Here is a 24,909-nt window from a genome sequence, read left to right on the forward strand (position 1 = left end):
TTACAATGTTAATAACGACAAAAACATGGGGAGCCCTTCTTACTATGAATTATACAGAACTGTCAGTTACTACTCAAGATGTTATGCCTAACAAAGGTGTCTTATCCTTTAATTCTGGTCTTACCGACTTTATTCAAGTTGGCGAGCCAATTCAAAATGAAGGTGGATTAACCTTTGTAGGAAAGCTAGATGAGCGTGGTGATACCTTCTGTCCTAATTGCTCAAGAAAACTAGTTAAAAATGGGTCTTTAGAATCTACCCTTAAGCACGTCGCTATTGGTGGAGTACACACCAATATCAGAGTGTCCTATGCACGTTTTCGTTGTCTTAACATTGATTGCCAATTCAACACTAGAAGCCAGTCTATCCCTTTTAAAGCTGATGGTTATCGCATCACCAAACCTTTAAAAGAATACACTGAGAAACTGTTAAGCTATGGCCTTACTCTAAAGGCAGTGGCTTGGCTTACTGGCTTGGACAAGATGACTGTAAAGTCAATTCACAAGTCTCTTCTACTGTCTAAATTTACAACTGATGGCAAGACACTCATAAAACCTGAAAGGCAGGCAAAATACTTAGCCATTGATGAGTTTAAGCTCCACGATGGCCATAAGTACGCCACCGCAATCATAGACTGGGAAACAGGGTATATTCTCTACTTAGCCCATGGCAAGAAGAAAGCCGTTGTTTTCGAGTTTATGGATCATGTTGGCGATGAGTGGATGTCAAAAGTTGAGGCGGTGGCTTGCGACATGAATTCAGACTTCGAAGAAGCTTTTAAAGGGCGCTATCCCAAGCTAGACATCGTCTATGATCGCTTCCACATTATCAAGAATTTCAACGATAAAGTGGTTTCAGAGATCAGAAAGGATGAACAAAGACGGCTGGCTGAAGAAGGCTCTCCAGAGGCTGCTAAGTTGCTTAAGAACTCACGTTACATCTTGATGTCTAAGAGGTCCACATTAGTTCAGAAGGACGAGGATGCCCGTCAAGGCAAGCTAGTGTCTACTGCTGGTGAAATATTCAATACACCAGAAATAAAGGCTTATGGCGGTAATGAAGCATGGTATGACGAGCTGTTGGAAGAAAACAAGCTCTTCTTCACAATAGACCTCGTCAAAGACTTGCTAGACCAGGCATACAACTCACATGACGAGGTGGAAATGTGCGTTAGACTTGAAGGGATCATAGACATCTGCAAGGCAACTGAGAATAGCCACTTTATTTGGTTTGCGCGTCTCTTAAATAACCATTTGAGAGGGATCTACACGTTCGCCAAATACGGGATATCAACTGGCAAACTTGAGGGTATCAACAATAAGATCAAGACTGAGAGACGTAAGGGTTATGGGTATCCAGATGATGAATACTTCTTTCTGCGATTAATGGAAATATCCCGAAAGGCATCCTAAATCTCACAGCCGTTTACACAAGAATTTATACTGAACCATTTTTCTGCTTGAATCTTACAAAAAGCAGGCAGAACAGTCACAGGAAAAGAGATCTCTCTTTTTGCACTTTTTCTGAAAAGTCCTAGACTATCATAGGCTGTAAAAATGACAGTTAATGTTTCATGGCATCCTCTTTCTTTTGGCTGCCAAAGCAATTGGACTTCTTGCGGTTTATTTGTAAGAATCAAAATCTCTTGTTTTTTTTCTGCAAAGATTGCTGGGAAGCCGATTTGTAAACGAGGGAGAGGTAAAGAAAAAGTTCTCTTTTTTGCTATGGAAAAAATAACCTGCATACTTTTTTTGCGATAAACGAGTGGCTGCAATGTACAAGTAACCGAAAGTTTCTTTAGAAAGCTGCTTAATGAAATCAAGCTCCATGATACATAAAGAGTAAAAAAGGCCAACAAGAACCAGCCTAAAGAATTGTTGAATACAAGAGCAAAAAGCACAATGATGAAATATACCAGAAATAACACAAAATTAATGAAATAATCTTTGATTTTTTCCATTATCTACCTCAATCTACCTCACAGGAATAGGAATTTGTGCAACAAGAGTATGAATGATTTGTTTCTTTTCGTCTTCCTTCAATGAACGATCGTAAAAAATCAGGCGATGGGAAAACACGTAAGGAACTAAATCCTGCAAATCTTTGGGCGTGACGTAATTTCTCCCATGGATTAAAGCATAAGCTTTTGCTGCCTGAATAAAGGAAAGGCTTCCTCGTGGACTGATGCCAAGCTGGATGGCAGCATGGCTTCTTGTTGCTGACACTAACTGCAAGGCATAAGATGCCACTTCGGGACTGACAAAGACATTCGCCACATTTGTTTTTATTTCTTCTATTTCATAACTGTTCAATACTTCATTTAAGTTATCCAACACTTTTTCGAATTTATCCAAAAGTAGCAAAAGTTCGTCATCAAAAGAAGGATAACCGATTTGTAGTCGGAATAAAAAACGATCGAGCTGTGCTTCCGGCAAAGGATATGTTCCTTCGTACTCGATTGGATTTTGCGTAGCTAAGACAAAAAAATGATTGTCTAGAGGGTATGTATTGTTGTCGATCGTTGCATGATTCTCGGCCATTGCTTCTAAAAGTGCTGACTGAGTACGAGGAGTCGTACGATTGATCTCATCTGCCAACAAGATCGTGGTAAAGATCGGTCCCGGACGAAATTCAAACTCTTTTGATTGTGAATTGTATACGGAAAAACCAAGAATATCACTAGGCAGCAGATCAGGAGTACATTGGACTCTGCTGAAGGTTCCCTGTACAGCTTTTGCTAGTGCTTTGACCAGTAACGTTTTACCTACACCGGGAATATCTTCGAATAAGACATGACCACCTGCTAATAGGGCCACGATCATCAATTGGATAGTTGAACGTTTGCCGATGACCGCTTTTTCTAATTCTTGTATCAACTGATCGATTTTTTGTTTGGATTCTTCGATTTTTTCTTCCATTTTCACATCACCTTCTCATAAAATCGCTATTTATTTCATTGTAATGGAAGGGAATACATCCTACAAGCAAAGTGATTTTATTATGTTTTTTTAAAGTACATTCGTTTTGAAATGAGAATACGATTAAATTGATTAAAATAAAAAATAATGAGGAAAATTTGCGTATTTAAATAAATAGAAAGGGAGTTTTTTATCTTTTTAGGAGTGAACCCATTTTGATCAAACAATATGTTTAGAAATCAGGTGAGAAATGATCGATGAGATGGCAAAAACTATTATCAAAAAATGCACAGAATTTATTTTCACTAATCAATCTAATGAAAGATTTGATCTGGCGAAAAGCTGATTTAGCTGAAGAACTGAAAATCGATGTTAAAACAGTGGATCGGCATCTGAAACGTTTGGCGGAAAGCGACTGTCCCATCCAGCTGATTCTTCATAAGAAAACCGTTCAGTTAGTTTATGATCAAGGATATAGCGAACCTTACCTCCTATTTGTTTTTCTGATCCAATCACCCCCGTTTTGTTTACTGAAAAATCTGCTATTGAATGAACCTTACGAGCAGAAGTACGATCGTTCTACGCAAGAGCGATTGAGAAAGTGGTTTGGCGAGTACCACCTTTCTTTTTCTTATAAAAAAGCACAGATCTTTGGTTCAGAAAGAAAAGTAAGATATCTGCTGTTTTGCTTTTTGAAAGATTTTCCGCATTTTTTTGCAGATGATGGAGAGCAGTCCTTTTCTGAGATGTTCATCCAATTATTGAAGCAAAGAAAGGATCCGGCAGAAATCGAGATTTTAGGAGACAGTCGAACACTATTCTTGGAATTGTTTCCTGAATTGCTATTTAGAGAGGAGCAGATTTTGCCAATAAAAGAAAAAAATTATCTAGCAATTTTGCGCTTGAGCTGTAACCAGATTACTGAAAAGCGGTGGAAACGGATAGAAGAGACACAAGACTATCGGAAATTGACGATTGTGACTGAAAAGCTTGATTCACTGTTTTGGCTGAATAGCGAATTTGAGAGCGAAAACAAATCAAAGCTGACAAAAGTACTTTACCAAGAATGGCTTCGTTACGTAATTGGTATCCATGACCGGCTGATAGAAGAAGAAGTTCGTTATTATCAGGAAACATTAGAAAAATTTCCCAATTCCAAAGATAAACTATATCAATTTCGGCTAGCGATCCAACAAGCTCTTGCACACCCCGCAGTAGAGTGGGGGATGCTTTTACTGAAAACACTCCAGGAACGAGGGTATTTAGATGTCCACCCTCCTGAAGTGAAAATCGTCTTTTTTTTTCGCTATGAACACCAAGAAGCAAGAAGACTTGCCGGGGTACTGAACAAAACGCTAAGACATCGAAAACGGATCTCTATACATGTATGTACTCGAAATAAGCCGCCTCGGTATGCAGATCTAGTGATCACCGATCATTTTTTTCCACTAGACCATAACGAAGATCAAAAAACGTATCTGTACCATCCTTCATTTGGTATCGAAAGACTTCTTACCGATATCAATTACTGGTTAGGCAAAAACCGATAAAACCTTTGGAAAAAAGATCAAAACAAGTCAGTCTGTGCTATAATAAAAAGCGATTAGTAAAGGAGGAAATCCATTGGAATTAAAGAAATTAGAAGTTCCCACATCTTCGATCACAGAAGTGAAACGATCGCCGATGGATGTATTTGCTCAAGCGCGAGACGCGGGAACTGGCGTATATATATTTAATCGTGAAAAAGTAGCTGGCGTGATGCTGACCCAAGAACAATACGAAACGCTCTTGCAAGAACTAGATGTCCTTCGTCAAACAGTGAAAGTGGAGAGGAAAGAACCAAAAGAAATAAACGAAGAACCTATTAACAAAACAGCTTCCGTCGTATCCAATGCTGAAGGGATGGAAGAGCTGGCCCAAACATTACAGCACTCGCTCATTACTGGTGTGACGATTACAGCAAAAAATCTAGATGAACGAATGGTAGCACTAGGTTTTATTACGAAAAAGACCGGATTTGGCGGAGTCGTGGATATGCTTAGCGAGTTGATGGAAACTGGGAAAATCAACTACCAGTTAAGAAGAAAACCGCAAAATCGGACAATCATAGCTGAAATCATAGGAGAGCAAAACAGTCAATCTCAATTGATGGATAAAATCATCATCAAGAAAATTTTTCTACATGAGCTATAAGAAAACCATATATGTATAAAAAGAAGAAAGTAGCTTCTCTTTGTACATATATGGTTTGTTTTTATGGATGCCGAGCTTTTTTATAAGATAAGGCTACCGCCCATAACGACCCAAGGATTTGTGGAACTAAGTAAATACCTGCAAGAAGCAAGATCAGCTGGGTCGGTTTTAAAGGATGATAGAAGTAACGCCATTCAGTAAAATTGGCGCAAAATAAATAGGAAGTGACAGTAGATATAATATTGGCAATGAATAAAGATATAATACGCCTGTTCCTTTGAAAATAATATCCAGCAAAAAGAGATAAAAATATCAATGTGATGAACCCGCTTACGGAATGATAACGAAAATCAAGCAGTAAGGCGAAATGCACATAAGGAACAAAAGATAAAAGCAATGGAAGGTTTTTCCAGCAAGTTTTTATCATCTTTCATCACCACCTAACAAGTGTTATTATTTTGTTAGTTTTATTGTAAATTGAATCCTGCAATAATCAATTACTTTTTCATTATTTCTAGATTAAATGAATAAACTCTCATGCCATTATCTCTAAAAAAAAAGTTTTTCCCCCTAATTTTTTTAGATAGAAAATTGTATAGTATGATGAGAGAAAAAGTAGTTTGGGGGAACGTTAATGAGAAGAAAAGCAGTAATCGATCGGCTTTATTTATTTTTTTGGTTTTTTCCTATCGTTTTGCTACCTTTTACATGGGTAAATGCTGTTGTACAAGGTGCGGAGATATTAGGCCTGATCCAAGGAAGCGGATTTGTGGTTTCTAGGAATTTTCCAGCTTTGACTGTTTTCTATTTAGTGATAAGTGTAGGTCTCTTATTACCAAAATCTCTGATCAATCACTACAATTGGCAGCTGCTTTACTTTTCTTGCTTATTAGTATTTACATCTATGTTTTCTTTGCTGCCTCGCTTGATTATCGGCCCTAATGGTTTGAGCGAGAGTGGATTGAAGGATTCAGCTTATTCCTCCATGTATTTCTTGACGATCAAACCATGGTTCTATTTAGTAATTGCCTCATTTATTCTTGCAACATTTTTTTACTTCTGGACAGAAATCAGGATAAAAAGTGAACGATCTGTATCTATAAAAAATAACTATTGATGGTGGATCATCAGTAAAAAAGCATATGAGCTGCGTAAAATGCATGTTTCTCATATGCTTTTTTTATTATTATGTAAAGAATGCGAAAAACGTTTACATGATTTTTACATAACTTAACTATATTTTTACAGCAACCATACGTGGGATTTACAGTCGACTGATAAACTTTAGTTGTAAATAAGAAAGGAGCAATAAAATGAAAAAAGTATTGTTTACTCTAGGTATGATGGGAATTCTTTTAGCCGGATGCGGCTCAGGATCAGGAAATACAGATGGCTCTGCCACACAAAATAATTCAAGTGACTCAAATGAACAAGTAAAAATCGTTGCGGTAGGTTCGACAGCATTACAGCCGTTAGTCGATGCAGCACAAGAAAGCTTTGTACAAGAAAATCCAAATTATCAAATCTCTGTACAAGGAGGAGGAAGCGGAACTGGTTTGAGCCAAGTCGAAGCTGGAGCAGTTACTATCGGAAACTCTGATGTATTTGCAGAAGAAAGAGACGGAGTTGATGCTTCAAAATTAGTGGATCATAAAGTAGCAGTGGTTGGGATGGCACCAATCGTCAACAAAGATACAGGTGTCAAAGATATCACAAAACAGGAATTGATTGATATCTTTACAGGAAAAATCACTAACTGGAAGGAAGTTGGCGGGAAAGATCAAAAAATCAACGTCGTGAACCGTGCAAACGGCAGCGGTACCCGCGCGACATTTGAAAAATGGGGATTAGATGGTGCCACACCTATACAGTCCCAAGAACAAGATTCATCAGGAACAGTTCGGCAGCTGGTAAGTCAAACACCAGGAGCAATCAGCTATTTAGCTTTCTCATATCTCGATGATTCCACACAAGCACTAAGTATCGACGGTGTAGAACCAAAAGAAGAGAATGTAGCAGATAACAGCTGGGGAATCTGGTCATATGAACATATGTACACGAACGGAAAACCTTCCCCTGAAGTTCAAAAATTCTTAGACTACATGATGACAGAAGAAATACAAGAAGGTCCTGTCAAAGAATTAGGGTATTTACCGATCACAATGATGGAAGTAGAACGTGATCACGAAGGAAATATCAAATAACTAGCAGATAAACATACTACGGTAGTCGTTACTATTAAGGAAAAATCAACTATGTTTCCCCACATATACATTTTTCCTTTAATTGTGAAAAATAGTTCCTCATATTTTGCCGTTTTTTGAGCTAATACCGAGGGTCAGCTGATTGAACACCGTTTATTCGAAAAAAGAGCTACGACATAGAACTGTCGTAGCTTTTTTTTTGCTATATGACAGGAATGAAAGGTGTTTGCAAGCTTAATGTGAGGAACACTTTCCATATCTGTTCTATACTGGATAGGAGAAGTTTGGAAATATCCAGAAAACGAAATCAATCGAGGTAGCCACATGAAGAATAAATGGACAAATCGAAGTAAAAAAAAGAAAGTAACACAAAGATCATCAGATAAAGTCATCCGTCTTTTTCCATCGTATAAAGAAGGATTAACGGCAGATCAAGTCAAGGAACGAATAGAAAAAGGTGCAGCAAATGATTCAGTCGATCCCACATTCAAAACAAATCAGCAAATCGTATTGGAAAACATTTTTACGTATTTCAATTTGATCTTTCTTATCTTAGCTATTTTGCTTTGTTTAGTAGAATCCTATAAGAACTTGACTTTTTTACCAGTTATCATAGCCAATACAGGAATCGCCATTTTTCAGGAAATTCGATCCAAAAAGATCTTAGACGAACTAAATGTTTTAAATACAGCAAAAGTCAATGTCATACGAGACGGGATAGAACAAACAATAGATATAGAAGACCTTGTAATAGATGACATTGTTATTTTAGAGACTGGACATCAAATTCCAGCAGATGCAGAGGTCGTGGAAGGGAAACTGCAAGTTAATGAGGCTTTATTGACAGGCGAAGCAGATGAAATAACCAAAGAAATAGGCGATCCATTAATGTCCGGCAGTTTCATTGTTTCCGGAAAAGCTTACGCCCGATTAGACAAAGTTGGAGCAGATTCGTATATTTCCCAGCTGACAGTCAAAGCCAAGACAATGGGAGAAGGAGAACAGTCGGAGATGATTGCTTCTCTTAATCAATTGATCAAATGGATTGGGATCATCATTATTCCTATCGGTATCCTGCTTTTTTCTCAAAGTTACTTTTTTAATGGAAACACGATCAAAGAAAGTGTCGTTGCAATGGAAGCAGCATTGATCGGTATGATACCTGAAGGACTGTACTTGCTGACGACGATTGCATTAGCATTAAGTGCGACTAAACTAGCAAAGCAAAGAGTTCTTTTACACAATATGAAAAGCATTGAGACATTGGCAAGGGTAAATGTCCTTTGTGTAGATAAAACAGGAACGATCACAGAAAATAAAATGTCTGTTCAAAAAGTGATCGTCTCTAAAAAACAAGAAATAATCAGTCAGTCAGATCAATTGGAAGCATGCATTGCTGACTATGCAAAAGCGATGGCAGGAGACAATGCAACAATGGAAGCTGTTAAAGCATATTTTACAAAAACCACTGATCAATCCTATCACCATGTTATTCCTTTTTCTTCTGTCCAAAAATTCAGCAGTGTAGCGTTGGCAGACAAGGTGTATGTTTTAGGAGCGCCCGAAATGGTTTTGCGCGATCAATTGCCGGAATATGCGGAAGAGTTTGTTTCTTTCGCTGAAAAAGGCTATCGCGTGTTGGTCTTTGGTGTGTACGATGGGATTCTTGAAGAACCAGTATTGACAGAAGCAGTCACACCATTAGGCTATATTCTGATCGCTAATCCTATCAGAAAAGAAGCAAGAGCCACATTTGATTACTTCAAAAAACAGCAAGTAGCCATCAAAGTGATTTCCGGAGATAATCCGCTCACCGTATCCAATGTAGCTGTCCAAGCAGGGATTTCACATGCTGATCAGTACGTTGATGCATCTAAATTATCAGAAGAAGAATATGAAGCAGCTGTCGAAAAATATACAGTTTTTGGACGCGTCAAGCCAGAACAAAAGAAAATCTTCGTTCAATTGCTAAAGCGTAACAATACAGTAGCTATGACAGGTGATGGCGTGAATGATATTCTAGCCATGAAAGAAGCAGACTGCAGTATAGCGATGGCTTCCGGAAATGAAGCCGCCATGCAGGCCTCACAAGTGGTCTTACTTGATTCTGACTTTTCACGCATGCCAGAAGTTGTTGCAGAAGGACGGCGCGTTGTGAACAACATTGAGCGATCAGCCAGCTTGTTTTTAGTGAAGAATATTTTCTCCTTTTTGCTCTCACTGTTTTCAGTGATCTTTGCTCTGACCTATCCTTTAGAACCATCACAAATCACATTGATTAGTTTGTTTACTATCGGACTTCCATCTTTCTTGCTTGCTCTAGAAGAAAACAAAAAGCGAATCAGAGGGAAATTCATCATGAATGTGATGGAAAAAGCTGTGCCAGGTGGACTAACAGATATGATCGTAGTCGGTGCGTTGGTGATCTGCGGGGTGACTTTGAATCTAAATAAAACAGATGTTTCTACAGCATCTACCATGCTTTTGATTGCAGTAGGGTTCCTCGTTCTCTATAAAATCTGTTCACCGCTGAATAAATTCAGAAGTCAGATCATTCTTTTCTGTGCTAGCGGTATCTTTTTTTCGGTCGTCTTTTTGCATAAGCTGTTTTCAATCACCGGTATCTCAGCTGTATCGCTTTTGCTGTTGAGCATTCTATTTTTCTCGGCAGATTCGATTTTTAGGCATTTGACCACATTGGTAGAATATTTGTTTGAACGTAAAAATGAAAAAGAGCCAAAGCCGTTTAGTCGCGTAGTTAAAAAATTTCTATCGATATTTAAACGAGAAAATTGACGAAAAGTATCTCAAAAAAAAGTAAAAAAGAACAACCACTCGTGTATCTTTCGAAGCAGGATGAGTCATCCAACTTTAAAACGCACGAGCAGTTGCTCTTTTTTACATTTTCGGAATGGTAACGGTGAAAGTCGAACCTGTTCCAAGATGACTGTCTACAGTAATCGTACCATGAAGGAGTTGCACGTAGTCTTTTACAATTGCTAACCCTAATCCGGTCCCGCCTGAATGTCGGCTTCGCGCCTTGTCTACGCGGTAAAAACGCTCAAAGATACGTTCCTGATCCTCAATGTCGATACCTATACCAAAGTCTTGGACAGAAAACGATAGATCATCTGTTGCCTGATAGCGGATAATAATCTCGTTGTCGCTTTTTGAATATTGGACAGCATTTTCAATCAGATTTTTGATAATTGGATAAAGGATATCTGCTTTAGTAGTAAATGGTTCGTTCTTTCCAATCAATCGAATCGTCAACCGTTTCTTTTCAATGATTGGCTGATAATTTTGAACGATTTGCTGGAAATAAGGTTCTATATAAATTGTCTGGATCTCGTAAGAATTCTCGCCATCTTTTGACAGCTGGATGATTTCCCGAATCAATTTATCTAACCGAATCGCATCTTTTTGCATGATCTCAAGAAAAGAAGTCAGAGTTTGCGGGTCATCTTTTGCACCATCCAGTAAAGTCTCGGTAAAACCAATCAGTGAAGTCACAGGAGTTTTTAATTCGTGAGAGACGTTGCCAACGAAATCCTTTTGTAGCTTTTCTAAACGTCGCACTTTCGTTAAGTCATACGCCACCCCTAGAATCTGTCCGGTACCTTCTGAATTAGTAAAGTAGCGCAAACTCAAGTCTAATGTCTGCCGACCTTCTGTAAGGGTGATCTCCTGATGGATCAGCGGATGCTCAGGAGTCACTTGATGAATCAGCTGAATGAGTTTTGGCTCTTGAATGACTTCTGTGTACCGCTGTTCAGGTTGATAGCTTACCACGTTTAAATGTAGCTGCATCTTTGGATTAAGCAGTAGTAAACGAGAATCAGCATCATCAATCAGGAATACGCCAATCATCAGTTCGTTCAGTAACGTATATAATTGCTCTTCTGTGGTAGTATACGCCCGATACATCTTACTCATTTGTTCGCTCAACGCATTGATCGTCTGATACAATTCTTCCCATTGATCGGGTGTTTGCATGATTACTTCCGCCTGATTAGGATTTTGCACCATTTTTTTTAGTACGGGCAGCACGGTTTTCAATGGCTGGTTTTTTTGATAGATCAGATAATAGATCATTCCTGCAAGAACAAGGAAGAAAGACAGAAAGAAGAAAAAGACCCAACGGCGAAAACTCTCAGTTCTCGGTAAAAAACCGCTTGTCGGTTCTGCGATACGTAAAATGGCTTCTAACTGGCCACTTTTTTTGACTGGTAATGCGACATATAAAAGATCCTCATTCAAAGTAGTACTTTTGCGCAAAGCGCTACCTAGGTTCCCACCATTCAATACGGCTTTGATTTCGGGACGGGAGTTTCGCTGTTCATTCAATGTTTCATTGTTTGTGTCAAATAAGATCTTTCCAGTAGCATCCATTAAAGTAATCCGTTCGTTCGACTGATGGACGAATTCTTCCAAAGCAGTTTTGTTTTGCGCTGCTTGGAGGTTTTCGACATCTAATTGCCGGATCAGCAGTTGTGCTTTTTTTGTCAGGTAGCTTTCTTGCTGTTCCACGATCTGCTGTTGAAAATAATGGGAAATCAATTGCCAGCCACCAAAAAACAAACTAACTAAAAGAATAAGAAAGAAGAGACGTTCATAAATTTTTTTCCATTTCATCGTTTTGGTTCCTGAAACTTATAGCCAAATCCTCTAACAGTCACCAAGTACTTTGGATGTTTTGGATCTCGCTCGATTTTTTCTCGCAAATGACTAACGTGTACATCTACGATTCGGCTTTGTCCTGCGAAGTCAAAATTCCAAATGCGGTCTAGCAATGTGTCTCGGTCGATCACACGGTCTTTTCGTTTCATGAAATAAACAAGTAATTCAAATTCTTTCGGTGTTAGTTCAATCAGATGGTCGTCTACGGTCACTTGATAATTGGTCAAATCAGCAGTGATTTGTCCAATCGATAGATATTCAGGCTCAGCTTCATCTTTTGATTGCTTACGAGGTTCAATCCGTCTGAATATTGCTTTCATACGGGCTAATACTTCGCGAGGACTAAATGGTTTGGTCAAATAGTCGTCAGCACCTATTTCTAGGCCAATGATCCGATCCACTTGGTCATCTTTAGCCGTCAGCATCAAAATCGGTGTTTCATTTTTTTCTTGACGCAGCCGCTGAGTGATCTCCATGCCATCCATCGTTGGAAGCATCACATCTAAAATGATGAAATCAAATGATTGTTCTAATGCTAATTCTAATCCTTCGCCTCCATCTGTGGCACTGGTTACCTTGTAGCCTTCTTTTTCCAAATTGAACGTCAAGAGCGTTACAATAGAAGGTTCATCATCAACAACTAGTATTTTTTTCATTCAAATCTCCTTTAAATAGGTTTCATTCTGTTTATATTTTAGCATAGAATCAGTACAAAGGGCTATTTTACAAAAGAAATAAATGGTATAATAGGAAGGCACTTTGCTGAATAGAAAGGAAGAGCAGTCAATGATTGGAATCAGTGCATGTTTAGGCGGTCTGGCCTGTCGCTATGATGGACAGAAAAAAGAAGTACCAGAATTGATGGAACTAGTTGAAACTGGAGAAGCTGTCATGGTCTGTCCAGAAGTGATCGGCGGATTACCAATTCCTAGAGATCCCGCTGAAATCATTGGTGGAAATGGATTCGATGTGTGGAAAGATCAAGCAAAAGTATGGACGACAAGCGGCGAAGATGTAACGGAAGCGTACAAAAATGGCGCGATCAAAGCCTATCAAAAATTGCAGGAAAAACACATTGATCTAGTCATCATGAAGGAAAAAAGCCCTTCATGCGGAACCCATTCGATTTATGACGGGAGTTTTTCCGGAATAAAAAAAAATGGTGCCGGAGTGGCTACTGCTTATTTTATTCAGCAAAAAATGACTGTGCTCTCTGATGAAGAATGGCTGAAAACTAGAGGTGAGCAGAATGGAAATCGAAAAGACCAATCGAATGAACGCGCTCTTTGAATTTTATTCGACCTTATTGACAGAAAAACAAATGAACTACATGGAATTATATTATGCAGATGATTTTTCATTAGGTGAGATCGCGGAAGAATACGAAGTAAGCCGACAAGCAGTATATGACAATATCAAGCGGACAAGCAAGATCTTGGAGGATTATGAAAAAAAACTCCATCTTTTCTCTAATTATATTGTTCGAGAACAGGTATTGGAAAATATGACTGCATATATTACAGATAAGTACCCGGAAGATAAAAAACTACTTGAATATGTACAGCAAATTCAAGCAATCGAAGAATAAATAAAAGGAATGAAGAAAATATGGCATTTGAAAGCTTAACTGAACGTCTCCAGCAGGCGATGGGAAAACTAAGAAAAAAAGGAAAAGTATCAGAAGCTGACGTAAAAGAAATGATGCGGGAAATCCGCCTTGCCTTACTAGAAGCCGATGTTAACTTGCAAGTAGTCAAAGATTTTACTAAGCGCGTACGCGAACGTGCGGTAGGGGCAGAAGTGCTGGAAAGTTTATCACCTGCACAACAAATCGTAAAAATCGTTGATGAAGAATTGACGATCACACTTGGTTCTGAAACAGCAGAGTTAAATAAATCACCAAAAATACCAACTGTTATCATGATGGCTGGTCTTCAAGGGGCAGGTAAAACGACCTTTACTGGTAAATTAGCCAATTATTTAAAGAAAAATGAAAATGCTCGTCCGCTCCTAATCGCAGGGGACGTATATCGACCAGCTGCGATCGACCAATTGAAAGTATTAGGTCAACAGCTAGACGTTCCTGTATTTGATATGGGAACTGAAGTCAGCCCGGTAGAGATCGTCCGTCAAGGGATGGAGTTAGCAAGAGAAAAGAAAAACGACTATGTATTGATCGATACGGCAGGACGTCTGCATATCGATGAAACATTGATGGATGAGTTGAAACAAATCAAAGAATTGACGCAACCAAATGAGATTTTGCTTGTTGTCGATGCCATGACTGGTCAAGATGCCGTCAACGTAGCTGATAGCTTCAACCAGCAATTAGGTATTACAGGGGTCGTCATCACTAAACTTGATGGGGATACTCGAGGCGGGGCAGCACTATCGATCCGCTCAGTGACAGGCGCACCAATCAAATTCATCGGTTCTGGTGAAAAATTGACTGACTTAGAAGTATTCCACCCAGATCGTATGGCTAGCCGTATCCTTGGTATGGGGGATATGCTGACATTGATTGAAAAAGCGCAGCAAGACTATGACGAGAAAAAAGCGGAAGAACTTGCACAGAAGATGCGGGAAAATTCATTCGATTTCAATGACTTTATTGAACAGCTTGATCAAGTGATGGGTATGGGACCATTGGAAGATCTAATCAAGATGATTCCAGGAATGAATCAAGTACCCGGAATCGAAAACGTCAAGGTAGATCCAAAAGACGTAGAACGTAAAAAAGCGATGGTTTATTCTATGACACCAGCAGAAAGAGCAAATCCTGATCTGTTGAACCCAAGCCGTCGTCGCCGAATTGCTGCCGGTTCTGGAAACAGTGTTGTTGAAGTGAATCGAATGATCAAACAATTCAAGGAATCAAGAAAAATGATGCAGCAAATGTCCAAAGGTGATATGAACATCCCAGGGATGGACCAAATGTTTGGCACAGGTGTCAAAGGAAAACTGGGCAAAATGGCGATGAATCGAATGATCAAGAAAAACAAGAAGAAAAAGAAAAAACGGAAATAAAATATGAAAAACAGCTTCGGTATAGACAGAAGAATGTCTACTGCCGAAGCTTTTCTATCAGCAATTTTTATTACTTATTGGTACAATTACTCTAAATAAAGAGGTGGCACAGATGAGATGTCCGTGGAGTGAACAAACAGAAAATATGCGGGAATATCATGATACTGTCTGGGGTGTTCCTGAATATGATGACCAAAAGCTGTTCCGAAAATTGATGCTTGATATTAATCAAGCCGGATTGAGCTGGCAGACGATTTTAAATAAAAGTGAAGCATTCGATGAAGCATATGATCGATTCGATATCAAAAAAGTCGCAAATTATGGAGAAACAAAAATCAGTGAACTAATGGAAAACAAAGGAATTATTCGTAACCGAAGAAAAATCGAAGCAGCCGTCCAAAACGCCAAAGCAGTCTTGAAAATTCAAGAAGAAATCGGCAGTTTTTCAGAGTATCTTTGGTCGTTTTCTAATGGAAAAATCGTTGATTCTTCTTATCATTCACAAGAAGAAGTCCCCACAACAAGTCCTCTTTCAGATGAATTAGCAAAAGATCTAAAGAAAAGAGGATTTAAATTTATCGGAAGCACAACAATCTATGCTTTTTTAGAAGCTGTCGGGATCATCAATGATCACCTTGACAGTTGTTTCCGCAAAGAAGAGGTCGTACGTATCGGCAGAAAGGGCGAATAAAGCATGCGAAAAATCATATTTTATGGTGCTATAAGTTTAGATGGCTATTTGGCAACGAAAACGGATGATCTTCAATGGCTTTTTGACACTCCAACAGGTAAGCAAACCACTTATGAAGCTTTTTATGAAACAATCGATACGACCATCATGGGCAGAAAAACTTATCAGGAAGCAAAAAAATATTTGGAGACCGAAGCAATTTATCCAGAGAAAAAGAATTTCGTTTTTTCCACCCACGCACAATTACAATTGCCAGATGCTGAGGTCGTAAACGAAGATCCTGTTGCTTTTCTAAAAAATCTACAAATGACAGAAGGAAAAGATATCTGGGTTGTGGGTGGCGGTCGATTGATCAAACCGCTATTGGAACATCAAATGATTGATGAATGGTATATCCAGATTGCCCCTGTATTATTAGGGGACGGGATCCCTTTATTCCAAAAAGGAACCTATGAAGCGCGTTTTGAATTGCTAGATACGACACGATTCGGTGAATTTATCGAATTGCATTACGTACGAAAGTAGAAGTAAATAAAAAAAAAGGCAACTATAAGCAGAAGTAATCTGCATATAGTTGCCTTTTTTTATTATTGTTCTGATTTTATTCTGCTAATTTGTTAGAAAAATCTAGATACGCATCTAAAATCGTTTGGAAGAAACTTAATGTTCCTTCAACGATATTACCGTTTTCATCAATTAGATTCGCAACGTTTCCGATATATGCTTCCGGTTGCTGCAAGGTTGGCACATTCAAAAAGACAAGTGATTGGCGTAGATGGTGGTTTGCGCCAAAGCCGCCGATCCCACCTGGTGATGCAGTAACGACTAAACCTGGTTTATGATCCCAAACACTGTGTCCATAAGGTCTTGAGCCTACATCTAAAGCATTTTTCAATACTGCTGGCACAGAACGGTTGTATTCAGGAGTAACGAAAACGACACCGTCTAGTCCCCTCACTTCCTCACGAAAACGAGTCCATTCAGCAGGAGCCTGTTCTGGAGTTTCGAGATCCTCATTGTAAAATGGCAGATCATCGATTTTTACAAATACACTTTCGTACCCTTCAGGAAGCAATTTCGCAAAAGCTTCTGCTACTTTTTTGTTGTAAGAATCTTTTCTTAAACTACCAATAAAAAATCCAATTTTTTTTGTCATACGATTTTTCCTCCTTCAAACTATCTATAATAATCTTACAAAAAATAAGTAACTGGAGCAAATAAAAACACTTATTGATAAAAGTTTCGTTTTAGTTGACAAATGATCGCGAAGTATCGTTAGTCTCCATTGCCAACCCTCTTAGAAAGTCTATATAATGAAGAAAAAGGAGGGATAAGATGGAAGAATTATCATTATCCAAAAATGTAGCAAATTTACGAAAGGAAAAAGGCGTGACTCAAGAAACTCTAGCTGAATTCATAGGTGTGACAAAAGCTTCTGTTTCCAAATGGGAGACAGGCCAAAGTATGCCTGATGTACTCATATTGCCTAAATTAGCCAGTTTTTTTGATGTGTCTGTTGATGAACTGCTTGGCTATCATCCTCAATTGACGAAAGAGCAAATCAGACACTTTTATCAGCAGTGGACCATCGCTTTTTCTGAAGAGCCCTTTGAATATGTGATGGAGGACTGTAGAAAAGCGGTCAAACAATATTACTCATGTTATCCTTTTCTTTTACAAGTAGTCGTTTTGTGGTTGAATCATTTTATGCTAACAAAGGATCTGGAGGAACAACAAGCAATTCTGTCTGAAGCAGAAGCATTATGTACGAAAATCGTAGAAGAATCAGCAGAATTATCTCTATGCAATAATGCTTCTTTGTTAAAAGTAGCGGTCATGCTCCAGTTAGGCAAACCAGAAGAAGCTTTATCTGAGATCGAAGAAAAAGCGGATCCTTATCGTTTTACCCAGCAAAGCGACACATTACTTATCCAAGCGTACCGAGCCGCTGGTCAAACAAAAAAAGCGGTAAGCTACACTCAATTCAGCATGTTTTCTCATTTAATCAATCTCGTATCTTCAGCCACTCATTATCTATTGATCCAAATCATTCAATTACCGGTTATAGAAGAAACTGTCAATAGAATAGATGCTGTGATCCAAGCATTCAACCTGACTGCGGTCCATACCAACAGCTGTGCTCAATTTTCTTATGCTGCAGCCTGTGCTTATGCGAAACATGAAAAAGAAGAACAAGTAATAAAGTGCTTAAAACAGTTTGTGGATTTGACACTTATACTTTTAAGCGAGGAAGGCAGGATCCTTCATGGTGATAGGTATTTTGATGAGATAACTGAGATATTTGAAGGAGCAGATCTTGGGGTACAGCAAATAAGAGACACGAAAATCATCAGGGAAGGGGCATTGAGTGCATTAGAAAATCCGATTTTTCAACAAATTGAAAGATCAAAAATTGAAAAACTAAAAAAACGATTGGCAGGCGAGTAATATGGGCATCAAAGAATTTCTTCCGTTTTTAATTCCTTTAATCATTGTACAGTTTGGATTACTTATTTATGTACTTCATCATATCTTTACACATTCTGAATATAAACATGGAAATCGAATGATATGGGTGATTATTGTTATTGTTGGTATGCAGTTTATCGGTCCTGTCCTTTATTTGATTTTTGGCAAGGAGGATGCGTAGTGGCTATCTTGACACTTGAAAAAGTCTCAAAGTCTTTTGGTACAAACAAATTGCTGGATGATTTATCTTTTTCTGTAGAAGAACAGACGATTTTTGGTTTCATCGGTAAAAACGGTGCTGGAAAAACGACAACTATGAAACTGATCTTAGGTCTTATCAAAAAAGACAGCGGAACAATCCGAGTGAACGGAAAAGAAGTAGAGTACGGACAAACAACGACCAATCAAGAAATCGGCTATCTAGCTGATGTGCCGTTTTTTTATGATTATATGACCGCTTCCGAGTATTTAATCTTTTGCGGCGAACTCACAGGAATGCCTAAACAGCGGATAAAGGAAAAAACCAATGAACTGTTGTCACTTGTTGGTCTGTCAAATGAAAAGAAGCGGATCAAAAAATTTTCCAGAGGAATGCGACAACGTTTAGGGATTGCTCAAGCCTTGTTGAACGAGCCCAAATTACTCATTTGCGATGAACCAACTTCTGCTCTTGATCCTGTTGGTCGAAAAGAAATCTTAGATATCTTATCCTCTGTGAAAGAGCAAACGACGATTTTATTTTCTACTCATATTTTATCTGACGTGGTGCGTATCTGTGATAAAGTTGCTTTTTTGGATAATGGAAAAATCGTGTTGTCTGGATCAGTAGACGAATTGAAAAAGCAAACAAATGCTAGTGGATTTGAGATCGTATTTTTTTCCAAAAAAGAGCGCGAACAATTTGAAGAGCTTTTACCTGGAGAGATGATCCGAAGTGAACTGCGTATAGCTTATCCACAAAAAAGTAAAGAAGAAATGCTTTTTGCTATGGATTTGCTAGCCAAATATCAATTGCCAGTCCAATCGGTCCAGATGGAAGAACCTACGCTAGAAAAACTCTTTTTGGAGGTCGTTCAATCATGAGACAACTCATTGCCTTCGCTAAAAAGGAGCTAAAAGAAAACTGGCGTACTGGAAAAATCATCACATTAAGTGCGCTCACAGTGATTTTCGGTATAATGAATCCATTGCTAGCTAAATTGACTCCTTATTTAGTGCAAGCTATGTCAACAACTCTGGCAGAGTCAGGGATATCTGTTCAGGAAATCACAGTTGATGCCACGACTTCATGGACACAATTTTATAAAAATATTCCGATGCTGTTGATTTTCTTCCTTCTTTTATTCAGCGGGATATTGACAAGCGAATACCAAAACGGAACAATCATCAACTTGCTAACAAAAGGAATGAAGCGCTGGAAGATATTTCTGTCGAAATGGATCATGGGTATACTGTTTTGGAGTGTCAGCTATTGGTGCTGTTATAGTATTACGCTAGCATACACGATTTATTATTGGGACCAGTCGATTATCTCCCATCCTTTATTTATCAGTTTTACTTATTATTTTTTTGGCTGTTGGCTTTATTCATTGATTTTATTTTATTCAGCTTTTCTTTCTTCCAATTATGCGGTTCTGTTGGCTAGTGGGGGAACGGTCATTCTGAGTTATGGTGCTGGGTTGTTCTCTAAAGTAGCAGAATATGTACCGACTTATTTGATTTCTTCCTCAAATTTTCTTGCGAAAGAAATCCACCTTACAGATTATACTCAGTCATTAGCAGTGACGTGTTGTTCTATCGTCATATCCATCGTAGCTGGGTGGCTTATTTTTAACAAAAAAGAAGTCTAAAATCTTCTATTTCCTAAAAAAAATCGAATTTAATCAAGCTGTAAAGAAAAAAAGCTTTACAGGGTAAAAAAAAACTGTTACACTACATCTTGTGAATAAAACAATGGAGGTGGAAATAAATAATGGCAGTTAAAATCCGTTTAAAACGTATGGGTTCTAAAAAGAGTCCGTTTTACCGTATCGTCGTAGCTGATTCACGTTCTCCTCGTGATGGACGTTTCATCGAAACTGTAGGTACTTACAATCCTTTGAAAGACCCTGCAGAAGTAGTTTTAAAAGAAGACTTAGTTCTTGACTGGTTATCAAAAGGTGCACAACCTTCTGACACTGTACGTAACATCCTTTCAAAAGAAGGCGTTATGCAAAAACACCACGAAGCTAAATTCTCAAAGAAATAAGGTGACCGGATATGAAAGATTTAAGCGACTTAGTCTTAACAATCGTTCGTCCGCTAGTCACTTATCCTGATCAAGTCAAGTTAGATGTCGTAGAGTCGAAAGACTTTTACGAGTACAATCTAACAGTGGCTCCTGAAGATATTGGCCGTATCATTGGAAAACAAGGGCGTGTTGCTAAAGCAATCCGCACAATCGTTTACGGTGTTCGGATCAATGCACCGAAAAAAGTGCGTTTGAATATCATCGATGATAAGGAAAAGTAAATAAACGTGCTGTACTCGAATTTTCGAGTGCAGCTTTTTTGTTTTTTTTATTAATTGAAGAAATGATTATTTGGCAAAACAAGCAAGAAAGCGTATCCTTATAGGAGGAGGGAGTGAACAGCCTATGAGAAAGAAAATGTTATTTATTCCATTTGCTCTATTGTTAAGCGCTTGTAGTTCGGTTACTCAAGAATCAGACAATACACATCTATCAAGCAGTATATCTGAAACTGTTACCAGTCCAGAAAAAAGTAGTACCAAAACGGCTTCCACCACTGAACAAACAATGGCTACCTCAAATAATGAGAAAAAGACTGCTTTAGACCAGTTGAAAGAACAACAGCCAAATGTTCCCATGCCTCTAGATGTACCAGTCTCTTCAGGCTATCTCAATATCGCAGCGGCACATACAAAGCAAGGTTATTCTATTTTATATTACAGAACAGATCGTCCCCTCGGGTTGAATGCTGACGAATTGAATCAAGAAACGCCTATTGCAACCTATCTATATCAATATGGGTTTGCTTCTAGTCAAGAAACAATCCAAGTTTTGCAGCCCTTTGAGATCAACACAAATGGTCAGCAAGTGGACTTAGGTTCTCGAATCACAGGGTATCAGCAAGGTGCAGCAGGTTCAAGTTTTCTTGAATGGCAAGAAGGAAACTGGCGTATTCGAATCCGTGGGAATAATATAGAAGGCCAAGATCCCTTACTATTAGCTAAAGAAATCGTAGCTTATTTGGAAGAAAACAGTCTACCAGCACCTGAACAATTTGGTAAAATTACTGTTGATATGGGTGATACGACGAATCGAGCCGTAGAAGTAAGCTGGCAAGAACCGAAAAATGCCTATACGATCACTCATCAAGATCCTATGTCTGCGTTGAAGATGGCAGTTTCTATGAAGAGGTTGTGAAATCAGCGCGCTGATCTGAGCCCATCATTTAACTCCAAGTCACAGGAAGTAATCAAAAATAGCACGCCGCATTTTTGCATAATTTTGGCTTAATACCTTAAAAGAAAACTAGAATTGCCTCTTCACACATGCTAAAATAAAACAGACAAAAAAGAAATGGGGATATAAGTTGACTGAATACTTGAATGTAGGAAAAATCGTAAACACACAAGGTATCAAAGGCGAAGTCCGTGTGATCTCAACAACGGATTTCCCAGAAGAACGTTACAAAAAAGGAACGGTGCTAACACTATTCCAAGACGGAAAAGCACCTGTGGAATTAACAGTCAAAAGTCATCGCAAACATAAAAATTTTGACTTATTGAGTTTTGAAGGACATCCTTCTATCAATGATGTGGAAAAATATCGGGATGGCATATTAAAAGTGTCGAAAGACAACTCTGTAGATTTAGCTGAAAATGAATTCTATTACCATGAGATCATCGGTCTGCGTGTATTAGAAGATGGAACTGAGTTAGGTAAAGTAAAAGAAATCTTGTCACCAGGTGCCAATGATGTTTGGGTCGTTCAACGTCCGAAAAAATCTGATATATTGCTTCCGTATATCGCTTCTGTCGTCAAAGAAGTCGATTTAGAAGCTGGAGTGGTCCGTGTAGAAATCCCAGAAGGACTGATTGACGATGAAGATTGATGTATTGACTTTATTTCCAAGAATGTTTGAAGGTCCTATGGGGGAATCCATCATCGGTAAGGCTGTAGATAAAGGATTATTAGATATCAATATCTCTAACTTCCGCGATTATTCAGATAACAAACATCAGACAGTAGATGATTATCCATACGGCGGTGGAGCAGGTATGCTGCTCAAAGTCCAGCCCATCTATGATAACATCCAAGCCATTGAAAAAGCTGCACCGGATGTCAAAAAAAGAGTAATTCTTCTTGACCCAGCTGGTAAACGATTCGATCAGAAAATGGCAGAAGAATTTTCACAAGAAGAACACTTAGTATTCATTTGTGGTCATTATGAGGGATATGATGAACGTATCCGCACATTAGTGACAGATGAAGTTTCCTTAGGAGATTATGTCCTTACTGGGGGAGAATTAGGTGCGATGGTCATGATCGATGCAACAGTTCGGCTTTTGCCAGATGTGTTAGGGAATCAGACTTCAGCTCAAACGGATTCTTATTCAACTGGTCTATTAGAACATCCCCAATATACTCGCCCGGCAGAATATAAAGGGATGAAAGTACCAGAAGTATTGACAAATGGAAATCATAAATTGATTGAAGAATGGCAATTAAAAGAATCACTAAGAAGGACCTATCAACGACGGCCTGATCTTTTGGAAACACTTGAATGGACACCTCAAATGACGAAATTTTTAGAAGAAATCAAGAAAGAAGAACAAGAAAAAACAGCAGATGAAGCCAAGTGACTTTTTCTAAAATCTTCTTTACAGTAGGTTGATAATATGTTAGTATTTTATGGTGAGTGCAAAAGCACTTAACTATTACGATATTCCGCTGTGAGAAAAGCTCATAAGAATATTTGGAATAAGGAGAAGAAAACCATGAATCCATTAATCGAAGAATTAACAAAAGAACAATTACGTTCTGACATCCCAGCGTTCCGCCCTGGTGACACTGTGCGTGTTCACGCAAAAGTTGTTGAAGGTACTCGTGAACGTATCCAGTTATTTGAAGGTGTTGTTATCAAACGCCGCGGTGCTGGAATCAGCGAAACTTATACAGTACGTAAAGTTTCTAACGGAGTGGGCGTTGAGCGTACATTCCCATTGCACACACCACGTGTTGCAAAAATCGAAGTAGTTCGCTACGGTAAAGTACGTCGTGCAAAATTGTACTACCTACGTGCATTACACGGAAAAGCTGCTCGTATCAAAGAAATCCGTCGTTAATCATTGTTATCAGACTGAGAAAGAACCCTTGGTATTCAAGGGTTCTTTTTTTGTTCTCTGTTTTTTTATATTAACGATTTCTATTTGGTACATTTTTGATTAATAAAAAGGGGCAAAAAAGGGGCAACAAGTTACAGTTTTTCTATATCTTCTTTCAATTTTTCTTTTACTCCTTTTGTCACATGCAAATAAATCTTTTCAGTGATATCACTATTTTCGTGCCCAACGCGATCCTGAATAGCATACAGAGGAGTTCCTAGTTCCGCTAATTTTGAAATATGGGTATGTCTAAAAATATGTGAACTAAGTTTTTTATCAATCTTCATGTCAGCTTTATGATTTCTCAAATAGGTGTTAATTGCTGTTAGTTGGAAAGGAGTTCCTTTCGTTGTTTGAAATAGAAATTGACCATTCGGATTTAATTCTAGAAGCTCATTGTAAATAGCTATCGCTTTTTTTGGTAAATCAATTTCTCGCATTCCAGCAGCAGTTTTTGTAGAATCAGATTTTTTCATATCAGCTATTGAACGTTCTCTATACATCATCGTCCCATTTATAACTACTGATGCATTATTATTGGTAATGTGTACATCGTCTTTGCTTAATGCGATTGCTTCACCAGGCCTCATCCCAGTCAAATATAGCCACTGGAAAAGGAGAGAATATCTTTTATTGTGTGAAGTTGTGAAATCTACTAGTCTATTATATTCATCATCTTCTAAAAATTTATCTTTAATTTTTATCGTTTTTGACTCTCTTTTATAATCAATAACTACTTCATCGATAGGATTTTTTTCTACATAACCTTTTTTCATAGCATATGAAAAAAGAAGATTCAATTTGGATTTAATTACACTGACGTACTTATTTGACAAGTCATCTTTATATATCATGTCTTCAAAAATATTATTCAAATCTATTGTATTAATACCAGAAACGATGTAAGTCTCAGGTATCTTCTTCTTTATAGTGTTTAATATATTATTCGTAGGATAATATGTAGATTCCTTAACTTGTCTTTTGTATATAACTAACCATTCTTCAACAAGCTCATGAAATGTTAGATCAGGCTTCTGAAGTGTTTTTTCGTTTAATTTTATATCAATTTTTTTATTTAACTCTAGCAATGCCACTTTCTGAGTTTCTCGAGATTTATTTTTATAAGTAATGCTCACTTTTTTTCTTTTTCTAGTTTTTGGATCAATATATCGCTCATTATATTTATATACTTTTTTTCCGTTTTTATCAGTTTTAGTTTCGATCCACATTGTTTTCATCTCCTATTTGTTGCTATAATAGGAATAGATAAGTAAGCCGATTATAGCAGGTTTATTTTTCATCACGTCCACAAACTTTGGCGAGGGAGGGGGCGTGT

Annotated in this window: 27 protein-coding genes and 1 pseudogene; 21 read left to right on the top strand and 7 right to left on the bottom strand. The window is 38.1% G+C overall.

What is annotated here, in order from left to right:
• Positions 1 to 44: 44 nt before the first annotated feature.
• Positions 45 to 1,412 (top strand): ISL3 family transposase, encoded by a 1,368-nt coding sequence (locus IGL15_RS05075; RefSeq protein WP_043921381.1) that lies wholly within the window; start codon positions 45 to 47, stop codon positions 1,410 to 1,412.
• A 38-nt stretch (positions 1,413 to 1,450) separates the two neighbouring features.
• On the opposite strand, the pseudogene IGL15_RS05080 reads toward IGL15_RS05075, so the two are convergent.
• Together IGL15_RS05080 and IGL15_RS05085 are read right to left on the bottom strand one after the other, a co-directional pair.
• Positions 1,451 to 1,960 (bottom strand): annotated as a pseudogene (locus IGL15_RS05080) (DUF58 domain-containing protein); the annotation flags it as partial.
• A 13-nt stretch (positions 1,961 to 1,973) separates the two neighbouring features.
• Complete coding sequence (locus tag IGL15_RS05085) at positions 1,974 to 2,918, bottom strand: AAA family ATPase (protein ID WP_002303094.1); 945 nt, start codon at positions 2,916 to 2,918, stop codon at positions 1,974 to 1,976.
• A gap of 257 nt (positions 2,919 to 3,175) precedes the next feature.
• Between IGL15_RS05085 and IGL15_RS05090 the strand changes: the two genes are divergently transcribed.
• Together IGL15_RS05090 and IGL15_RS05095 are read left to right on the top strand one after the other, a co-directional pair.
• Positions 3,176 to 4,468, top strand: coding sequence for a hypothetical protein (locus IGL15_RS05090; protein WP_104765658.1), 1,293 nt, complete (start codon positions 3,176 to 3,178; stop codon positions 4,466 to 4,468).
• Positions 4,469 to 4,541: 73 nt separating this feature from the next.
• Positions 4,542 to 5,111, top strand: coding sequence for a prevent-host-death protein (locus IGL15_RS05095; RefSeq protein ID WP_002294835.1), 570 nt, complete (start codon positions 4,542 to 4,544; stop codon positions 5,109 to 5,111).
• Positions 5,112 to 5,172: 61 nt separating this feature from the next.
• On the opposite strand, the gene IGL15_RS05100 is transcribed toward IGL15_RS05095, so the two are convergent.
• Positions 5,173 to 5,538, bottom strand: coding sequence for a hypothetical protein (locus tag IGL15_RS05100; protein ID WP_002289810.1), 366 nt, complete (start codon positions 5,536 to 5,538; stop codon positions 5,173 to 5,175).
• A gap of 207 nt (positions 5,539 to 5,745) precedes the next feature.
• On the opposite strand from IGL15_RS05100, the gene IGL15_RS05105 reads away from it, so the two are divergent.
• From IGL15_RS05105 to IGL15_RS05115, 3 genes are all read left to right on the top strand, one after another.
• Entirely contained in the window at positions 5,746 to 6,228 is a 483-nt protein-coding gene (locus IGL15_RS05105; protein ID WP_002305696.1) for a hypothetical protein, read from the top strand.
• Between the two features lie 196 nt (positions 6,229 to 6,424).
• The gene (locus IGL15_RS05110; protein WP_002306264.1) at positions 6,425 to 7,315 is read left to right on the top strand and encodes a phosphate ABC transporter substrate-binding protein PstS family protein; all 891 of its coding nucleotides are present in this window, start codon (positions 6,425 to 6,427) and stop codon (positions 7,313 to 7,315) included.
• 324 nt (positions 7,316 to 7,639) lie between these two features.
• The gene (locus IGL15_RS05115; protein ID WP_104765681.1) at positions 7,640 to 10,111 is read left to right on the top strand and encodes a cation-translocating P-type ATPase; all 2,472 of its coding nucleotides are present in this window, start codon (positions 7,640 to 7,642) and stop codon (positions 10,109 to 10,111) included.
• Positions 10,112 to 10,213: 102 nt separating this feature from the next.
• Here IGL15_RS05115 and IGL15_RS05120 read toward each other — a convergent pair whose 3' ends face one another.
• Positions 10,214 to 11,950, bottom strand: coding sequence for an ATP-binding protein (locus IGL15_RS05120; protein ID WP_104765680.1), 1,737 nt, complete (start codon positions 11,948 to 11,950; stop codon positions 10,214 to 10,216).
• Complete coding sequence (locus tag IGL15_RS05125; protein WP_002306267.1) at positions 11,947 to 12,651, bottom strand: response regulator transcription factor; 705 nt, start codon at positions 12,649 to 12,651, stop codon at positions 11,947 to 11,949. Before IGL15_RS05125 ends, IGL15_RS05120 begins: the two co-directional genes overlap by 4 nt.
• A gap of 130 nt (positions 12,652 to 12,781) precedes the next feature.
• Here IGL15_RS05125 and IGL15_RS05130 point away from each other — a divergent pair, with 130 nt between their 5' ends.
• The 5 genes from IGL15_RS05130 (at position 12,782) to IGL15_RS05150 (ending at position 16,238) form a co-directional block, all read left to right on the top strand.
• Positions 12,782 to 13,285 carry a DUF523 domain-containing protein gene (locus IGL15_RS05130; protein ID WP_002297194.1) on the top strand — a complete coding sequence of 168 codons (504 nt, stop codon included), beginning with the start codon at positions 12,782 to 12,784 and terminating at the stop codon, positions 13,283 to 13,285.
• A complete protein-coding gene (locus IGL15_RS05135) occupies positions 13,245 to 13,583 on the top strand; it encodes a putative DNA-binding protein (RefSeq protein WP_002293708.1) in 339 nt (112 codons plus the stop codon). The genes IGL15_RS05130 and IGL15_RS05135 overlap by 41 nt, the downstream gene beginning before the upstream one ends.
• Before the next feature lie 20 nt (positions 13,584 to 13,603).
• A complete protein-coding gene (ffh, locus tag IGL15_RS05140) occupies positions 13,604 to 15,022 on the top strand; it encodes a signal recognition particle protein (RefSeq protein WP_010727543.1) in 1,419 nt (472 codons plus the stop codon).
• Between the two features lie 112 nt (positions 15,023 to 15,134).
• The gene (locus IGL15_RS05145; protein ID WP_002332521.1) at positions 15,135 to 15,713 is read left to right on the top strand and encodes a DNA-3-methyladenine glycosylase I; all 579 of its coding nucleotides are present in this window, start codon (positions 15,135 to 15,137) and stop codon (positions 15,711 to 15,713) included.
• A gap of 3 nt (positions 15,714 to 15,716) precedes the next feature.
• A complete protein-coding gene (locus tag IGL15_RS05150; RefSeq protein WP_010727544.1) occupies positions 15,717 to 16,238 on the top strand; it encodes a dihydrofolate reductase family protein in 522 nt (173 codons plus the stop codon).
• Positions 16,239 to 16,314: 76 nt separating this feature from the next.
• On the opposite strand, the gene IGL15_RS05155 is transcribed toward IGL15_RS05150, so the two are convergent.
• Positions 16,315 to 16,869, bottom strand: coding sequence for an NADPH-dependent FMN reductase (locus tag IGL15_RS05155; RefSeq protein ID WP_002306271.1), 555 nt, complete (start codon positions 16,867 to 16,869; stop codon positions 16,315 to 16,317).
• A gap of 179 nt (positions 16,870 to 17,048) precedes the next feature.
• On the opposite strand from IGL15_RS05155, the gene IGL15_RS05160 reads away from it, so the two are divergent.
• From IGL15_RS05160 to rplS, 10 genes are all read left to right on the top strand, one after another.
• Positions 17,049 to 18,161, top strand: coding sequence for a helix-turn-helix domain-containing protein (locus IGL15_RS05160; protein WP_104765679.1), 1,113 nt, complete (start codon positions 17,049 to 17,051; stop codon positions 18,159 to 18,161).
• Position 18,162: 1 nt separating this feature from the next.
• Positions 18,163 to 18,363: a PLDc N-terminal domain-containing protein gene (locus IGL15_RS05165; RefSeq protein ID WP_010829599.1), complete on the top strand. Its 201-nt coding sequence runs from the start codon at positions 18,163 to 18,165 to the stop codon at positions 18,361 to 18,363.
• A complete protein-coding gene (locus IGL15_RS05170; RefSeq protein ID WP_104765678.1) occupies positions 18,363 to 19,265 on the top strand; it encodes an ABC transporter ATP-binding protein in 903 nt (300 codons plus the stop codon). The genes IGL15_RS05165 and IGL15_RS05170 overlap by 1 nt, the downstream gene beginning before the upstream one ends.
• Positions 19,262 to 20,032, top strand: coding sequence for an ABC transporter permease subunit (locus tag IGL15_RS05175; RefSeq protein ID WP_010829601.1), 771 nt, complete (start codon positions 19,262 to 19,264; stop codon positions 20,030 to 20,032). Before IGL15_RS05170 ends, IGL15_RS05175 begins: the two co-directional genes overlap by 4 nt.
• Before the next feature lie 122 nt (positions 20,033 to 20,154).
• Positions 20,155 to 20,430, top strand: coding sequence for a 30S ribosomal protein S16 (gene rpsP / locus IGL15_RS05180; protein WP_002290274.1), 276 nt, complete (start codon positions 20,155 to 20,157; stop codon positions 20,428 to 20,430).
• Positions 20,431 to 20,441: 11 nt separating this feature from the next.
• On the top strand, positions 20,442 to 20,693 hold the full coding sequence (locus IGL15_RS05185) for a KH domain-containing protein (RefSeq protein WP_002290277.1): 252 nt from the start codon (positions 20,442 to 20,444) through the stop codon (positions 20,691 to 20,693).
• Between the two features lie 124 nt (positions 20,694 to 20,817).
• Complete coding sequence (locus IGL15_RS05190; RefSeq protein WP_010829602.1) at positions 20,818 to 21,609, top strand: hypothetical protein; 792 nt, start codon at positions 20,818 to 20,820, stop codon at positions 21,607 to 21,609.
• Between the two features lie 169 nt (positions 21,610 to 21,778).
• Positions 21,779 to 22,300 (top strand): ribosome maturation factor RimM, encoded by a 522-nt coding sequence (rimM, locus tag IGL15_RS05195; RefSeq protein ID WP_010829603.1) that lies wholly within the window; start codon positions 21,779 to 21,781, stop codon positions 22,298 to 22,300.
• Positions 22,290 to 23,051 carry a tRNA (guanosine(37)-N1)-methyltransferase TrmD gene (gene trmD / locus IGL15_RS05200; protein ID WP_002293717.1) on the top strand — a complete coding sequence of 254 codons (762 nt, stop codon included), beginning with the start codon at positions 22,290 to 22,292 and terminating at the stop codon, positions 23,049 to 23,051. The genes rimM and trmD overlap by 11 nt, the downstream gene beginning before the upstream one ends.
• A 135-nt stretch (positions 23,052 to 23,186) precedes the next feature.
• On the top strand, positions 23,187 to 23,534 hold the full coding sequence (rplS, locus tag IGL15_RS05205) for a 50S ribosomal protein L19 (protein ID WP_002286913.1): 348 nt from the start codon (positions 23,187 to 23,189) through the stop codon (positions 23,532 to 23,534).
• Positions 23,535 to 23,665: 131 nt separating this feature from the next.
• On the opposite strand, the gene IGL15_RS05210 is transcribed toward rplS, so the two are convergent.
• Positions 23,666 to 24,802: a tyrosine-type recombinase/integrase gene (locus IGL15_RS05210; protein WP_086295544.1), complete on the bottom strand. Its 1,137-nt coding sequence runs from the start codon at positions 24,800 to 24,802 to the stop codon at positions 23,666 to 23,668.
• Between the last annotated feature and the right edge of the window lie 107 nt (positions 24,803 to 24,909).

This window comes from Enterococcus sp. DIV0436a, assembly GCF_051711605.1.
Taxonomy (GTDB): Bacteria; Bacillota; Bacilli; order Lactobacillales; family Enterococcaceae; genus Enterococcus_B; species Enterococcus_B faecium.

Coding starts and splice junctions, on each gene's coding strand:
- IGL15_RS05125 (WP_002306267.1), bottom strand. CDS start 12,651: ATGAAAAAAATACTAGTTGTTGATGATGAACCTTCTATTGTAACGCTC.
- ffh (WP_010727543.1), top strand. CDS start 13,604: ATGGCATTTGAAAGCTTAACTGAACGTCTCCAGCAGGCGATGGGAAAA.
- rpsP (WP_002290274.1), top strand. CDS start 20,155: ATGGCAGTTAAAATCCGTTTAAAACGTATGGGTTCTAAAAAGAGTCCG.
- IGL15_RS05100 (WP_002289810.1), bottom strand. CDS start 5,538: ATGATAAAAACTTGCTGGAAAAACCTTCCATTGCTTTTATCTTTTGTT.
- rplS (WP_002286913.1), top strand. CDS start 23,187: ATGAATCCATTAATCGAAGAATTAACAAAAGAACAATTACGTTCTGAC.
- IGL15_RS05110 (WP_002306264.1), top strand. CDS start 6,425: ATGAAAAAAGTATTGTTTACTCTAGGTATGATGGGAATTCTTTTAGCC.
- IGL15_RS05210 (WP_086295544.1), bottom strand. CDS start 24,802: ATGTGGATCGAAACTAAAACTGATAAAAACGGAAAAAAAGTATATAAA.
- trmD (WP_002293717.1), top strand. CDS start 22,290: ATGAAGATTGATGTATTGACTTTATTTCCAAGAATGTTTGAAGGTCCT.
- IGL15_RS05165 (WP_010829599.1), top strand. CDS start 18,163: ATGGGCATCAAAGAATTTCTTCCGTTTTTAATTCCTTTAATCATTGTA.
- IGL15_RS05175 (WP_010829601.1), top strand. CDS start 19,262: ATGAGACAACTCATTGCCTTCGCTAAAAAGGAGCTAAAAGAAAACTGG.
- IGL15_RS05120 (WP_104765680.1), bottom strand. CDS start 11,950: ATGAAATGGAAAAAAATTTATGAACGTCTCTTCTTTCTTATTCTTTTA.
- IGL15_RS05150 (WP_010727544.1), top strand. CDS start 15,717: ATGCGAAAAATCATATTTTATGGTGCTATAAGTTTAGATGGCTATTTG.
- IGL15_RS05145 (WP_002332521.1), top strand. CDS start 15,135: ATGAGATGTCCGTGGAGTGAACAAACAGAAAATATGCGGGAATATCAT.
- IGL15_RS05090 (WP_104765658.1), top strand. CDS start 3,176: ATGAGATGGCAAAAACTATTATCAAAAAATGCACAGAATTTATTTTCA.
- IGL15_RS05105 (WP_002305696.1), top strand. CDS start 5,746: ATGAGAAGAAAAGCAGTAATCGATCGGCTTTATTTATTTTTTTGGTTT.
- IGL15_RS05190 (WP_010829602.1), top strand. CDS start 20,818: ATGAGAAAGAAAATGTTATTTATTCCATTTGCTCTATTGTTAAGCGCT.
- IGL15_RS05085 (WP_002303094.1), bottom strand. CDS start 2,918: ATGGAAGAAAAAATCGAAGAATCCAAACAAAAAATCGATCAGTTGATA.
- IGL15_RS05130 (WP_002297194.1), top strand. CDS start 12,782: ATGATTGGAATCAGTGCATGTTTAGGCGGTCTGGCCTGTCGCTATGAT.
- IGL15_RS05185 (WP_002290277.1), top strand. CDS start 20,442: ATGAAAGATTTAAGCGACTTAGTCTTAACAATCGTTCGTCCGCTAGTC.
- IGL15_RS05075 (WP_043921381.1), top strand. CDS start 45: ATGAATTATACAGAACTGTCAGTTACTACTCAAGATGTTATGCCTAAC.
- IGL15_RS05115 (WP_104765681.1), top strand. CDS start 7,640: ATGAAGAATAAATGGACAAATCGAAGTAAAAAAAAGAAAGTAACACAA.
- IGL15_RS05135 (WP_002293708.1), top strand. CDS start 13,245: ATGGAAATCGAAAAGACCAATCGAATGAACGCGCTCTTTGAATTTTAT.
- IGL15_RS05160 (WP_104765679.1), top strand. CDS start 17,049: ATGGAAGAATTATCATTATCCAAAAATGTAGCAAATTTACGAAAGGAA.
- IGL15_RS05155 (WP_002306271.1), bottom strand. CDS start 16,869: ATGACAAAAAAAATTGGATTTTTTATTGGTAGTTTAAGAAAAGATTCT.